The organism is Streptococcus danieliae, assembly GCF_009767945.1.
GTDB lineage: Bacteria > Bacillota > Bacilli > Lactobacillales > Streptococcaceae > Streptococcus > Streptococcus danieliae.
This window is the reverse complement of the sequence record NZ_WSRS01000055.1, coordinates 1-13,583: the sequence shown is the minus strand read 5'-3', so window position 1 is coordinate 13,583 and position 13,583 is coordinate 1. Positions and strand designations below refer to the sequence as shown.

Below are 13,583 nucleotides of genomic sequence, written 5' to 3'. Positions count from 1 at the left end.
ATGTTTAGGTCTTGAATTCCGAGTAATTTTTGAGTAACATAGTCCATATGAAGCAATTCCTATTCTGATGTTTTTTTTTCACTTATCAGTTTACTAGGAATTGCTTTTTTTTGCACTCTGAATTACAAAAAAAGTTGCATGGAGAGCAAGCTTTCCACACAACTTATTATAGAACCCCTTTTTCTTAGAGGAGAAGTGATGAAAACTATTTTTAAGGATGTGGGGAAGGTCTTGAAAGGTCTAGGCTCAGATATTTGGACCTACTTTATCCGACTCGGGATTTTACAGATTCTAGTTGGGTTTGTGGGCGTTTATATCCTTGCATTTTCCTTCCGTTTTATTTTATTTTCTGCCAACCAGGAAAGTCTACGCTTGGATAACCTGACAGTTATCTTGTTGAATCCAATTAGTCTGTTAGCAGCTCTGGTCTTTTTTATCCTCACGGCGTGCCTTATCTTTTTTGAAATGACTGCTCTAGCTTTGATGGTTTATGGGGCCTATCAGCAGCAATACTTTAGCTGGAGAGAGATTGGTTATTATACATGGACCAGCCTGACCAAACAAAGATGGTTAGATTTACCAGTCTTTATCTTGTATTTGGTGTCGCTGATTCCAGTGGCCAATATCGGCTTTGGCCCTTCCCTAACCAGTAAACTCTATATTCCTGCTTTTATTACCGGTGAGTTGACCAAGTCAAGCTGGGGAAGTATTTTATTGCCGGTTCTCTTTCTACTGGTAGCCTACCTGAACTTGCGTTTGATTTTCACCCTACCCTTGATTTCAGTCAACCAAGTCAGCATTCGGCAAGCCATTAAAGATTCTTGGTTGCTGACCAAGAAAGGCAAACTTCGCCTGCTTGGATCTTGGGCTTTGGTTGAAGTAGCGATTACGGTTTTTGTTCTTCTGTTGGTTGGGGGAGTGATTGTGGTTTCCAATCTGGTCGACCAAGTGGGACAATCGCTAGTAATCCAGAGTTTTTTCCTAACCCTTCTGGAATGGTTGATTGGTTTCTTTACCTTTTTGACCAAATTATCCTTAATGACCTTCCTAGTGTGGGAAATCATTAAAGAAAATCGGGTAGCTCCTCACCTACAAGCTCAGCGGGAACGGCCGACGACTCGAAAGCTGCTCCTTAATCTCGGATTAGCCTTTTTATTTTTGACTTATATGGCCGGTAATAGCTTGCACTTAATCAATCAGGTTTTGAATCCCAAGCAATTAACCATTGCCCATCGTGGTTTTGTGGAAAAAGCTGTTGAAAATTCCCTTGAAGGAATTAAGGCTTCTAAAGAAGCGGGAGCTGATTTGGTTGAAATGGATGTCTTGATGACCAAGGACCAGAAATTGGTGGTGATGCATGACTACAACCTAAAACGCCTGGCTGGACTTGATAAAAAAGTAGCCGACATGACCTATGATGAGGTTGTGGGGCTGACTCTGGAACAAAATGGTCACAAGGCCGTCCTTCCGTCCTTTGAGGAATTTGTTCAAGTAGCCAAGGAAAATAACATCAAACTTCTAGTCGAATTGAAGCCACATGGAGCAGAACCGGATAATTATGTAGACCTGGTTTTAGTAGAATTGAACCGTCTCGATCCAGATCATACCTATCCAGTCATGTCCTTGAAACATGAGGTTATGCGGGAATTAGAAGACAAGGAGCCAGCGATTGAAACAGGCTATGTGATTCCTTTTAATTTTGGTGATTTGCAGTTGGATCAAGTTGATTTTTTGGCGGTTGAGGAATTTTCTTATTCGAACCAATTGGTCGAAGAGGCTAAGGCAGCCAAGAAACCGCTCTACATTTGGACCATCAATGAAGAAGCGGAGATGATCCGCTACCTCCAAAAACCTCTGGATGGAATGATCACAGACTTCCCAGATAAGGTGCAGGCCTATAAGGGAGAACTGGCAGATGAGAACAGCTACTGGGATCGGTTTATCCGCGTAATTGAAGATAGTGGTATCTAGAGGAACTAGAGTTATGTGGTATAATGAGGGCAAAATAAGATTAGAAAGCGTAGTAGGACATGAAAGGATTTTTTAAATTTTTAACAGTACTCCTGGTTATCTTGGGGCTTGCCTGGTATTTGATTCTTCCTAGTAAGCCAGTCACTAGTCAGGAGCGCTTTGGGGCTTGGCAAGAAAAAACAAATTTTGTCACCTTGATACAGCAGGCAGTGTCTAATTTGACCTCCAGCGGAGATGGCTTGACTTCGCAAATGGTTGTTGCTAATAATGATTTAAAATCGATTTTGAATGAGAATCTTTCTGACCAACAAAAACAAGATTTGGCAGATTCAGCCATTCAGTTTGAGCAGTCCAACCTCCAGGTTCGTTATCCACTTGAGTTGTTTGGACCGGTGACCAGTCAATTGGAGCTGAATTTGGACTTGGTGATCAAGGAAGGCCAATTAGAAGCAGTGATCCAGTCTGCTAAATTGGGGAAAATTCCTTTGCCAAAAGCTCTCTTGCGTATGGTTCTAGACCAAGGCACCCTGCCTCAGGATTTTAGACGGGATGATTTGACGCTACCGATTACACTTCCTGCAGAAGGCTATGCCTTGGAGAGTATTGAAATTCATAATGGCCAGGCCATTGTTTACCTCAAGTTAAATCGTGAACGTCTGCTAGCCATGCTAGAATCGCAAATTAAGCCTTAGAGATACGAAGAAGACCCCAATTCACGTAGGAATTGGGGTCTTTGTTAGCCTCCGAAGAATTTTTGGAAGAAGCTTTTTTTGGCTTTACTTTCTGCTTTACTTGGTTTCTGGGGGAGATAGGTTTGGATGCTGGGGTCCTCCAGATTCAGGGCATGGTCGGAATGGAGAATTAGCCCGAAGGGGGAGTGTTGGCACTCATCGGATACAATGGTTGTTGCAATTTCTTGCTCTTTTCCGATTTTGAGGTAGGCCAATTGGAGGTCATTGGGAAGACTGGGTGAGATTTTGAGATAGAGAGGGGAGTAGCTGTTTTGTAAGCTAGTGATGATCCTTGGTAAATTGTCTTTAACAGTAGCTTCCTTGGCTTCTGCGATTGAAACTTGGCAGGCAACTCTTTCTTGAAAGGTTTCGAGATACTTTCGTTGTTGATCAGGATCCAAGCGCTGGCAACCAGTTGCTTTTTGCATCAGTGTTTTTTCAAGATTTTCCATATTTCCAGTATAGCACTTTTTAAAGACGTCCAAGGGAAAGGAGAACTTGCAATTTATTTCACAACGCTCCAATTTTTCCTTGAAAAACCACTTTTTTTACGTTATGATAGAAGGGTAATAAAAATTAACTCATAAGGAGAGTAAGAAATGTCAATTATTACTGATGTTTACGCTCGCGAAGTCCTTGACTCACGCGGTAACCCAACACTTGAAGTAGAAGTTTACACAGAATCTGGCGCATTTGGTCGCGGTATGGTTCCTTCAGGAGCTTCTACAGGTGAGCACGAAGCAGTAGAACTTCGTGATGGAGATAAATCTCGTTACCTAGGTCTTGGTACACAAAAAGCTGTTGACAACGTAAACAACATCATCGCAGAAGCTTTGATTGGTTTTGATGTACGTGATCAACAAGCGATCGACCGTGCTATGATCGAACTTGATGGAACTCCAAACAAAGGTAAATTGGGTGCGAACGCAATCCTTGGTGTTTCTATCGCTGTAGCTCGTGCTGCTGCTGATTTCCTTGATGTACCACTTTACAACTACCTTGGTGGTTTCAACGCTAAAGTACTTCCAACTCCAATGATGAACATCATCAACGGTGGCTCTCACTCAGATGCTCCAATCGCATTCCAAGAGTTCATGATCTTGCCAGTTGGAGCACCTACATTCAAAGAAGCTCTTCGTTACGGTGCTGAAATCTTCCACGCTCTTAAGAAAATCCTTAAAGGTCGTGGTCTTGAAACAGCTGTTGGTGACGAAGGTGGATTTGCACCTAAATTCGAAGGAACTGAAGATGCTGTAGAAACAATCATCTCAGCTATCGAAGCTGCTGGTTATGTACCAGGTAAAGATGTCTTCATCGGATTTGACTGTGCATCATCTGAGTTCTACGATAAAGAGCGCAAAGTTTACGACTACACTAAATTCGAAGGTGAAGGAGCTGCTGTCCGTACAGCTGCTGAGCAAGTAGACTACCTTGCTGAATTGGTTGAAAAATACCCAATCATCACAATCGAAGATGGTATGGACGAAAACGACTGGGATGGTTGGAAAGTTCTTACTGAGCGTCTTGGTGATAAAGTTCAATTGGTTGGTGATGACTTCTTCGTTACAAACACTTCTTACCTTGAAAAAGGTATCGCTGAAGGTGCTGCAAACTCAATCCTTATCAAAGTTAACCAAATCGGTACTTTGACAGAAACATTTGAGGCGATTGAAATGGCGAAAGAAGCTGGATACACAGCTGTTGTTTCTCACCGTTCAGGTGAAACTGAAGATTCAACAATCTCAGATATCGCTGTTGCAACAAACGCTGGTCAAATCAAGACAGGTTCATTGTCACGTACTGACCGTATTGCTAAATACAACCAATTGCTTCGCATCGAAGATCAATTGGGTGAAGTAGCTCAATACAAAGGTTTGAAATCATTCTACAACCTTAAAAAATAAGCCTTCCTGAAGGCTGAGAGTCCTTTTAGCAGATTTTGCTAGAAGGACTTTTTTGCGTACTTCAGGCCCTGATTCTGAAAGTTCTTTCAAAATTAGGGCCTGTTTTTGGAATTTAGAATCTATAATCTAAATCTTAGAGCTAATTGAAAACGCTTTCTGTTAGTTGTATAATAAGGTGAGGGGACTAGGTCCTTGGAACAGATATATTTTTCCGAAAAGGAGCAATAGCATGACCGAATTAAAGCTGAACCATTTATATAAAAAGTATCCGAATAGTGATTTTTATTCGGTAGAGGATTTTAATCTGCATATTCAAGACAAGGAATTTATTGTTTTTGTTGGTCCTTCAGGGTGTGGAAAATCAACCACCTTACGGATGATTGCTGGTCTGGAAGATATTACAGGCGGGGAGCTCTATATTGGTGATCAGTTGGTTAACGAGGTGGCTCCTAAGGATCGTGATATTGCCATGGTTTTTCAAAATTATGCCCTCTATCCGCACATGACAGTCTATGACAATATAGCCTTTGGTTTAAAACTCAGAAAGTATTCCAAGAATGCGATTGATCAGCGGGTTAAAGAAGCGGCCGGAATTCTGGGATTGGCAGAGTTCCTTGATCGTAAGCCAGCTGACCTGTCTGGAGGTCAGCGGCAGCGGGTTGCCATGGGACGGGCGATTGTTCGAGATGCCAAGGTTTTCTTGATGGATGAACCACTCTCCAATTTGGATGCCAAGTTACGGGTATCGATGCGGACAGAGATTGCTCGGATTCATCAGAAGATTGGTGCGACAACTATCTATGTAACGCATGACCAAACAGAAGCCATGACCCTGGCTGACCGGATTGTTATCATGAGTGCAACTAAGAATGAAAAAGGGACCGGAACGATTGGTCGAATTGAGCAAGTTGGTAGTCCACAGGAGTTGTACAATGAGCCAGCCAATCTCTTTGTAGCCGGATTCATTGGTAGTCCAGCCATGAACTTTTTTGAGGTAACTGTAGAAGGAAATACAATTACTCAAGGAGAAAATTTCCGTCTAGAGATTCCAGAAGGGGTGCGGAAGCTGTTGAAGGCCAAGGGTTATATGCAGCAGAAGGTGATTTTTGGAATTCGTCCCGAGGATGTTTCTGCGGATCCCTTGGTTTTGGAAACATTCCCGAATGCAATTGTAGAAGCTGAGGTGCTTGTGTCTGAACTATTGGGAAGTGATTCGATTCTCTACTGTAAGATTGGTTCCCAAGAATTTTCTGCCCGAGTGGATGCTCAAAATTATTTAGCACCAGGTGAAAAAATTAAATTTGCTTTCAAATGTGCCAAAGGTCATTTCTTTGATCCAAGAACGGGTCAACGGATTGCTCTCTAGTCGACTCATGTTCAAAAGGGAGGGGACAAATGTCAACTTTAGCAAAATATGAAGGAATTATTCCCGCTTTTTATGCAGCCTACGATGCGGAAGGACGGGTTAGTCCAGCGGCCGTTCAGTCCTTGGTTCAGTATTTTATTGATAAAGGGGTGCAGGGGATTTATGTCAATGGTTCCTCGGGTGAGTGTATTTATCAGAGTCCTGAGGATCGCAAGCAAATTTTGGAAGCCGTTATGGAGGTTGCCAGAGGTAAACTGACGGTGATTAATCATGTGGCTTGTAATAATACTGAGGATAGTATGGAGTTGGCCCGTCATTCGGAAGCTTTAGGGGTTGATGCCATTGCAGCCATTCCACCGATTTATTTTAAATTGCCAGAGAAGTCCATTGCAGCCTACTGGAATGCGATTAGCGAGGCTGCTCCGCAGACTGATTTCATTATTTACAATATTCCCCAACTGGCTGGGGTTTCGCTGACCCCTTCTTTGTATCAGGAGATGAAGAAAAATCCAAGGGTTATTGGAGTTAAGAATTCATCTATGCCTGTCCAAGATATTCAATCCTTTGCGACGATTGGGGGAGCGGATTCTATTGTCTTTAATGGTCCTGACGAACAGTATTTGGGTGGTCGCTTGATGGGGGCTCGAGCTGGAATTGGAGGCACCTATGGGGTGATGCCAGACCTCTTCCTGCAATTAGAAAAGTTGATTCAGCTAGGAGACTTGGAACAGGCCCAAGCTCTTCAGTTTAAGGTTAACGAAGTTATTGCCAAGTTGGTATCGGGTTCAGGTCACTTGTATGCAGTCGCCAAAGAGGTTTTGAGGGTGAATGAGGGAATCGATTTAGGACCTGTCAGAAGTCCCTTGGCCAATTTAGGCGATCAAGATTGGGAATTGGCGCGTGAGATTGCGAGTCTTATTCAGGATATTCGAGCGAGCTATGTGAAAGAGTAAGAGCTATGAATCTTTTAGGAATCGATATTGGGGGAACCACTATCAAGGCAGATGTTTATGATGAGCAGGGGATTTCTCAAGGTTATACACGCGAGTTTGCAACGGGGGTCGACATGACCCGAGGGAAAAATTGGATAGCAGAACAGCTTCGGGATTTGGTGAGGGATATGCAGGCGGAGTTGAGCCTGGATGGTCTAGCCATTTCGACAGCAGGAGTTGTGGATTCAAGGGGCAAGAAGGTTGTCTATGCCGGTCCGACCATTCCAGCTTATGCTGGCCTTGATTTTCAGAAGGAGATTGGGGATCCATTTGGTCTTCCGGTTTCTGTTGAAAATGATGTCAACTGTGCTCTTTTGGGGGAGTCTTGGAAAGGTTTAGATGAAGCCTACCAAGATGTGGCCATGATTACGGTTGGGACTGGGATCGGTGGAGCTATTTTGCAGGCAGGAAAGTTGGTCAATGGCCATGCTTTTACTGCTGGGGAGGTCGGCTACCTACCGATTGGAAGTCAAGACTGGCAAAGCTTGGCTTCGACTACAGGCTTGCTTCAGAGCTATCAGCTGGAGACTGGAATCGTATTAGCAGATGGGCGCGCCTTCTTTGAACGCTTGGATCAAGGTGAGGAGCAGGCTCAGCAGGTTTTTGAGCGTTTTATTAGTAACTTGGCTCAGGGACTGCTGATTATGTCTTACCTTTTAAATCCCCAGGTTCTTCTGATTGGAGGTGGAATTTTAGCGCGGGCAGATAAGATTTTACCGGCACTTCGGCAGAGAATAGCGGAGCTGGTTGTGGATTCGCGTTTCCTACCAGAACAGATTTTAGCCGCTTCCGTGGGGAATGAGGCAGGGCGCTTAGGCGCAGTCAAGCATTTTTTAAGGACGCAGGCTTCTGAAAGTTCTTTCAAAAAATAGCCCAAAAGGGCAAAAGCGGAAACTCGAGTCTAAATGCCAGCAACTATAGAAAACGCTTTCTTTGGAAGGTATAATAAGGGTAGAAATGAAGGATAGGGGGACCGATATGTGAGAAAGCATAAAAAGGAGGCTTTTAAAGCAAAGGTTTTGGATGGGATTATCGTCTCTTGTCAAGCATTGCCGGGAGAACCATTGTATCGTGAGGAGGGGGGAATTATTCCTTTGTTGGCTAAGGCGGCAGAGGAAGGTGGGGCTTGTGCCTTGCGGGCTAATAGTGTGCGCGATATTCAGGAGATTCAAGCCATCTCTGACTTGCCAATTATTGGCATTATTAAGCGAGACTACCCCCCTCAGGAACCCTTTATTACGGCTACGATGAAAGAAGTGGATGCTTTAGCGGCCTTAGGGATTGATGTGATTGCTCTTGATTGTACAGCTAGAGAGCGATTTGATGGATTGGCGTTGAAAGATTTCTTGACTCAGATCCAGACCAAGTATCCAGACCAGCTGTGGATGGCAGATATTTCAACTTTTGAGGAAGGGCTGGCAGCTGCTGAAGCCGGGATCGATTTTATTGGGACGACGCTATCGGGCTACACCAGTTACAGTCGTCAGGCAGAGGGGCCAGATTTGGAGTTGATGCAGTGTCTGGTTCAAGCGGGCTTGGATGTTATTGCAGAAGGAAAAATCCATTCACCTCAAGAGGCTAGAGCTGTTCATGATTTGGGAGTAGCAGGTCTTGTGGTCGGTGGGGCGATTACAAGACCGAAAGAAATTACCGAACGTTTTGTCAAGGCCCTTCGATGAGTCGACAGAGATTTCATTAGGATCAAACAGATGATGGGAGTCATCTGAGAAGAAAAGGATAAAGGAGTATCGTATGAACTTTAAAAAATTCGCTGGTGGTTTATTGTTTGCGACAGCAGCTTTTACATTGGTGGCTTGTTCCTCAACAGCTCAAGAAGGGGGCAAGGCTCAAGATGATTCTGGTAAGACGGAGATTACCTGGTGGGCCTTCCCTGTTTTCACCCAGGAAAAGGCTGAAGATGGTGTGGGCACCTATGAAAAATCAATCATTGAAGCCTTTGAAAAACAAAATCCAGATGTGAAGGTCAATCTTGAAATGATCGACTTCAAATCAGGGCCAGAAAAGATTACGACAGCCATTGAGGCAGGAACAGCACCCGATGTCCTCTTTGATGCTCCTGGTCGGATCATCCAATACGGAAAAAATGGAAAATTGGTTGAACTTTCAGATCTCTTTACAGAAGAGTTCACGAAAGATATTACCAATGAAGAGCTAGTTAAGGCGAGCAAGGCTGGTGATAAAGCCTATATGTATCCGTTGAGTTCAGCTCCGTTCTACATGGCCTTCAACCGGGAAATGCTAAAAGAAGCAGGTGTTGAAGATCTTGTTAAGGAGGGCTGGAAGACTTCTGATTTTGAAAAAGTCTTGAAAGCTTTGAAAGATAAGGGCTACAATCCAGGTTCGCTCTTTAGTAATGGTCAGGGAGGAGATCAAGGAACACGCGCCTTCCTTGCCAACTTGCAAGGAGGCTCTGTGACCGATGTAGAAGTCAGCAAGTATACTACAGATAGTCCAGAATTTATCAAGGCACTTGAACAAGCCAAAGCTTGGATGGATCAGGGCTATCTAGCCAATGGATCTCAGTTTGACGGTGGAGCAGATATTCAAAACTTTGCGAACGGCCAAACAGCCTACACTCTCCTTTGGACTACTGGTCAAAATGGCCTTCAGGAAAAATTGTTGCAGGCAAGTGGCGTGGATGTTGTAGAAGTACCTTTCCCATCGCCAGAAGGTAAGCCTGCTCTTGAATACCTCATTAATGGATTTGCGATCTTTGATAACAAGGATGACAAGAAGGCCGAAGCTTCTAAAGAATTTGTCCAATTCTTAGCTGATGACAAAGAGTGGGGACCAAAAAATGTAGTCCGCACAGGAGCCTTCCCAGTTCGTGTTTCCTATGGCAAACTGTATACAGACAAACGGATGGAAACCATCAATGAGTGGACTAACTACTATTCTCCATACTACAACACCATTGATGGTTTTGCAGAGATGAGAACCTTGTGGTTCCCAATGTTGCAATCTGTCTCAAATGGCGATGAAAAGGCTGAGGAAGCTCTTAAGACTTTCACAGAAAAAGCCAACGAAACGATTAAAAAATAATGGCTACTCCAACTCGTTTAAAGTCATGCTGGACTTGGGTAAATTCAAGCAAAGAAGGTGTGGGTTTAAATTAGCAGAGTAGAAATATAGCTAGGCCCTCTCCTCGTTTGTGAGGGGAGGGTTCTTATTTCAGACTCTTGCTATTTTTCTTCACACGTCATTAGCTTCGACTTGCCTAATTCTAGTTATGCCTGCATCTCGCTGCCTCGTTTGAATTCAAAATAGTTTGAGTAATGATTTGAGATTGGAAGTAGTATCAGATTTCAGCTTTATCGGATGGGGTGCAGGGATAGCGTGACCTGTATCTTGTTTACGGATATCACTCATCAATAGTGATGTGTCAAGGGGTGCAGCTAGTAATGAAGCACACCAGACGCGCTAACAAAGTTATAAAAAGTACACGAAATAACGATAAAAGCTCAGAGCAGCAGAAAGTCTTAGTAGGAGGTAATTCTTGTGAAAGTGAATAAAATACGGTTGAGGGAATCCCTGATTTCTTATGCCTTTTTAGCTCCGATTCTCTTTTTCTTTACAATTTTTGTTCTAGCACCGATGATCATGGGTTTTATTACAAGCTTCTTTGATTATTCGATGACCAGTTTCCGATTTATAGGTCTGGACAATTACACCCGGATGTTTCAGGATCCGATTTTCTTAAAATCTTTGATTAATACCATTTTGATTGTGGTTGGATCGGTACCAGTGGTTGTTTTCTTTTCCCTTTTTGTGGCGTCACAGACCTATCAAAAGAATGTGATTGCCCGCTCTTTTTACCGCTTTGTTTTCTTCCTACCGGTTGTGACAGGAAGTGTTGCGGTTACGGTTGTTTGGAAGTGGATCTATGATCCTCTATCAGGGATTTTGAATTTTGTTCTCAAATCAGGGAATATCATCACACAAAATATTTCTTGGTTAGGGGATAAGCATTGGGCACTGCTAGCGATTATGATTATCCTCTTGACAACCTCTGTTGGTCAGCCAATTATTCTGTATATCGCAGCTATGGGAAATATTGATGAATCCTTGGTCGAAGCAGCGCGTGTTGATGGAGCGACCGAAAGACAGGTCTTTTGGAATATTAAATGGCCAAGTCTTCTCCCAACCACCCTCTACATCGCCATTATAACAACCATCAATTCCTTCCAAATTTTCGCCTTGATTCAGCTTTTGACCTCAGGAGGACCGAACTATTCAACCAGTACGCTGATGTATTACTTGTATGAGAAAGCCTTCCAGCTAACAGAATATGGTTACGCCAATACAATTGGTGTCTTCCTAGCCGTTATGATTGCGCTCGTCAGTTTTGCTCAATTTAAAATTTTTGGAAGTGAAGTGGATTACTAGTAAGCTGTCCTAGCAAAAATATCGGCTAGCAGTAAGCCTTGTTTGGAAAAGCTTCAGTGCTTGACGAAGCTAAGGCATAACGAATATCCAGAATCTTCGCAGAATATGGGGTACTTTTATGAAAAAAAACGTCCATCCAGTTTCATTCTTGGCAACAGGTATGTTACTCCTTTTAACAGTCCTGTTCATCTTTCCCTTTTACTGGATCTTAACAGGAGCTTTTAAATCTCAACCAGACACAATTGTTGTTCCTCCCCAGTTGTGGCCGACAGCTCCAACCTTGGAAAATTTCCAGCAGTTAATCGTTCAGAACCCAGCCATGAAATGGTTGTGGAACTCGATTTTTATTTCTGTGACGACCATGTTGCTGGTCTGTATGACTTCAGCCTTGGCAGGTTATGTTTTGGCTAAAAAACGCTTTTATGGTCAGCGGCTTCTTTTTGCCCTCTTTGTGGCAGCTATGGCTTTACCCAAGCAGGTTATTTTGGTACCATTAGTTCGAATTATTAACTTTTTAGGCATTCACGATACGATGGCAGCCGTGATTCTGCCCTTGGTTGGTTGGCCTTTCGGGGTTTTCTTGATGAAGCAGTTTAGCGAGAATATACCGACAGAATTACTGGAATCCGCTAAGATTGATGGTTGTGGGGAATTGTCAACATTTTGGAATGTCGCCTTTCCGATTGTTAAACCAGGTTTTGCAGCGCTGGCTATTTTCACCTTTATCAATAGCTGGAATGATTACTTTATGCAATTGGTGATGCTGACATCGCGAGACAATCTAACCATTTCTCTCGGCGTTGCGACTATGCAGGCTGAAATGGCGACCAACTATGGCGTGATCATGGCGGGGGCAGCCATGGCGGCTGTTCCAATCGTGGTGATATTTTTAGTCTTCCAGAAATCCTTTACACAGGGAATTACCATGGGGGCTGTGAAAGGATAGGAGTATGAAGAAGGGATCCTTCCGAGGATTATTCCGCTTAGATAGTTGGTGGTTGCGCTTGGCCAATCAGGTCTATGATTTAATCATGACCAATTTGTTGTGGTTGTTATCAGCCCTACCTCTGGTGACTTTGGGAATGGCCAAACTATATTCCCTCTATGGAATTTCCCAGTGGCGTTTTTCCAAGGATTATGAGCTACTTGTCAGTTTTAGGCAGGCTTGGAGGCGCTATTGGCGGATTGGTCTCTTTCTTTCCGTCTTGGATCTAGGCTTTCGGGGGCTGTGTCTGTTCAATCTGTATCTGGTATTAGGCCAGACCAGCTGGCCTTTCCTGGCTTATAAAGTTTTGATTGTCCAAGTCTACTTGCTGACAGATCTATTCTTGTTTTATTTCTATCCATTGGCTCTAAGAGAGGGGCTAACTTGGAAGGAGAGACTGCAGACGGCCCTTTTATTTCTGGTGGGGCGACCGCGGACCAGTCTTCTAGCTCTCGGTCTAGGACTTGTTTCCTTTTTACTTTACACTTTTAATAGCCAGAGCTTCTTCGTTTTTCTTTGGTTCCATTGTATGATCGGCCAGTCCTTGTGGTCTTGGTTCCAATTAGAAGCGAGTCGCTGAGTTTAAAGGGTGGGCAGGATTTGCCCCCCTTTTCAACTGTCTGATAGTCGACGATTTTAGGAATCAACTAAAAGAACTATGGTAATTATAGTAAAAAGGAAATAGTTGGACTTAATGTTTGTAATCGGTTTCATTTTTGTTTATACTATATATAACACAATATAGGAGGTAGACGGTGAGGTATTTATTCATTCGTGCCATGATTGAGGAGCATTACGATGAGCTGACACGGACTGAAAAAGATATTGCGGATTTTTTTCTCGGTTCCTTCCCCCCGACCGTTTCGTTGGCCGCCAACCGTTTATCGGACTATCTTCATGTTTCGGAAGCGACTCTGACACGCTTTGCTCAAAAATGTGGCTTTTCAGGTTATCGGGAATTTTCCTATCAGTTGAAGGAACAATTGGCCCAGATGCAAGGAGAGGTGCATCCGGGTTTATCAGACAAGGCCTTAAGGGCACCTCTAAAAACCAGAAGTATTCCGTCATATAAAAAAAGAAGGGACTCTTGCCCTCCAATTTCCAGCAAAAGTCCCTGTATTTCCTACTTTTCTATCCCGATTATCGGGAGAATTCTGATTTTTGGGCGCACTAAGCCCATGTATTCAAATTCAGTCGTTTGATCTGTTCAAAACGACAAATATTGTA

13 protein-coding genes are annotated in these 13,583 nt (G+C 43.4%); 12 read left to right on the top strand and 1 reads right to left on the bottom strand.

What is annotated here, in order from left to right; genetic code table 11:
- Window positions 1-198: 198 nt before the first annotated feature.
- Both E5983_RS06460 and E5983_RS06455 read left to right on the top strand, forming a co-directional pair.
- The gene (locus E5983_RS06460; RefSeq protein ID WP_160333063.1) at window positions 199-1,971 is read left to right on the top strand and encodes a glycerophosphoryl diester phosphodiesterase membrane domain-containing protein; all 1,773 of its coding nucleotides are present in this window, start codon (window positions 199-201) and stop codon (window positions 1,969-1,971) included.
- Between the two features lie 59 nt (window positions 1,972-2,030).
- The gene (locus E5983_RS06455; RefSeq protein ID WP_160333062.1) at window positions 2,031-2,663 is read left to right on the top strand and encodes a hypothetical protein; all 633 of its coding nucleotides are present in this window, start codon (window positions 2,031-2,033) and stop codon (window positions 2,661-2,663) included.
- Window positions 2,664-2,707: 44 nt separating this feature from the next.
- On the opposite strand, the gene E5983_RS06450 is transcribed toward E5983_RS06455, so the two are convergent.
- On the bottom strand, window positions 2,708-3,154 hold the full coding sequence (locus E5983_RS06450) for a DUF1694 domain-containing protein (RefSeq protein WP_160333061.1): 447 nt from the start codon (window positions 3,152-3,154) through the stop codon (window positions 2,708-2,710).
- A 147-nt stretch (window positions 3,155-3,301) separates the two neighbouring features.
- On the opposite strand from E5983_RS06450, the gene eno reads away from it, so the two are divergent.
- From eno to E5983_RS06400, 10 genes are all read left to right on the top strand, one after another.
- Window positions 3,302-4,606 (top strand): surface-displayed alpha-enolase, encoded by a 1,305-nt coding sequence (gene eno, locus E5983_RS06445; protein ID WP_160333060.1) that lies wholly within the window; start codon window positions 3,302-3,304, stop codon window positions 4,604-4,606.
- Window positions 4,607-4,835: 229 nt separating this feature from the next.
- On the top strand, window positions 4,836-5,972 hold the full coding sequence (locus E5983_RS06440; protein ID WP_160333059.1) for an ABC transporter ATP-binding protein: 1,137 nt from the start codon (window positions 4,836-4,838) through the stop codon (window positions 5,970-5,972).
- 29 nt (window positions 5,973-6,001) lie between these two features.
- Complete coding sequence (locus E5983_RS06435; RefSeq protein WP_160333058.1) at window positions 6,002-6,925, top strand: dihydrodipicolinate synthase family protein; 924 nt, start codon at window positions 6,002-6,004, stop codon at window positions 6,923-6,925.
- A gap of 5 nt (window positions 6,926-6,930) precedes the next feature.
- A complete protein-coding gene (locus E5983_RS06430) occupies window positions 6,931-7,836 on the top strand; it encodes an ROK family protein (protein ID WP_160333057.1) in 906 nt (301 codons plus the stop codon).
- A gap of 108 nt (window positions 7,837-7,944) precedes the next feature.
- Complete coding sequence (locus tag E5983_RS06425) at window positions 7,945-8,643, top strand: N-acetylmannosamine-6-phosphate 2-epimerase (RefSeq protein ID WP_160333056.1); 699 nt, start codon at window positions 7,945-7,947, stop codon at window positions 8,641-8,643.
- A gap of 73 nt (window positions 8,644-8,716) precedes the next feature.
- The gene (locus tag E5983_RS06420; RefSeq protein ID WP_160333055.1) at window positions 8,717-10,027 is read left to right on the top strand and encodes an ABC transporter substrate-binding protein; all 1,311 of its coding nucleotides are present in this window, start codon (window positions 8,717-8,719) and stop codon (window positions 10,025-10,027) included.
- Between the two features lie 450 nt (window positions 10,028-10,477).
- Window positions 10,478-11,371 carry a carbohydrate ABC transporter permease gene (locus tag E5983_RS06415; protein WP_160333064.1) on the top strand — a complete coding sequence of 298 codons (894 nt, stop codon included), beginning with the start codon at window positions 10,478-10,480 and terminating at the stop codon, window positions 11,369-11,371.
- 118 nt (window positions 11,372-11,489) lie between these two features.
- Window positions 11,490-12,317: a carbohydrate ABC transporter permease gene (locus tag E5983_RS06410; RefSeq protein ID WP_160333054.1), complete on the top strand. Its 828-nt coding sequence runs from the start codon at window positions 11,490-11,492 to the stop codon at window positions 12,315-12,317.
- A 4-nt stretch (window positions 12,318-12,321) separates the two neighbouring features.
- Window positions 12,322-12,936 carry a YesL family protein gene (locus tag E5983_RS06405; protein ID WP_160333053.1) on the top strand — a complete coding sequence of 205 codons (615 nt, stop codon included), beginning with the start codon at window positions 12,322-12,324 and terminating at the stop codon, window positions 12,934-12,936.
- A 175-nt stretch (window positions 12,937-13,111) separates the two neighbouring features.
- The gene (locus E5983_RS06400; protein WP_160333052.1) at window positions 13,112-13,558 is read left to right on the top strand and encodes a MurR/RpiR family transcriptional regulator; all 447 of its coding nucleotides are present in this window, start codon (window positions 13,112-13,114) and stop codon (window positions 13,556-13,558) included.
- Window positions 13,559-13,583 lie beyond the last annotated feature (25 nt).

Bases quoted from the DNA above. Each gene is read 5' to 3' on its own strand.
- E5983_RS06460 (WP_160333063.1), top strand. From the start codon at position 199: ATGAAAACTATTTTTAAGGATGTGGGGAAGGTCTTGAAAGGTCTAGGC.
- E5983_RS06455 (WP_160333062.1), top strand. From the start codon at position 2,031: ATGAAAGGATTTTTTAAATTTTTAACAGTACTCCTGGTTATCTTGGGG.
- E5983_RS06450 (WP_160333061.1), bottom strand. From the start codon at position 3,154: ATGGAAAATCTTGAAAAAACACTGATGCAAAAAGCAACTGGTTGCCAG.
- eno (WP_160333060.1), top strand. From the start codon at position 3,302: ATGTCAATTATTACTGATGTTTACGCTCGCGAAGTCCTTGACTCACGC.
- E5983_RS06440 (WP_160333059.1), top strand. From the start codon at position 4,836: ATGACCGAATTAAAGCTGAACCATTTATATAAAAAGTATCCGAATAGT.
- E5983_RS06435 (WP_160333058.1), top strand. From the start codon at position 6,002: ATGTCAACTTTAGCAAAATATGAAGGAATTATTCCCGCTTTTTATGCA.
- E5983_RS06430 (WP_160333057.1), top strand. From the start codon at position 6,931: ATGAATCTTTTAGGAATCGATATTGGGGGAACCACTATCAAGGCAGAT.
- E5983_RS06420 (WP_160333055.1), top strand. From the start codon at position 8,717: ATGAACTTTAAAAAATTCGCTGGTGGTTTATTGTTTGCGACAGCAGCT.
- E5983_RS06410 (WP_160333054.1), top strand. From the start codon at position 11,490: ATGAAAAAAAACGTCCATCCAGTTTCATTCTTGGCAACAGGTATGTTA.
- E5983_RS06405 (WP_160333053.1), top strand. From the start codon at position 12,322: ATGAAGAAGGGATCCTTCCGAGGATTATTCCGCTTAGATAGTTGGTGG.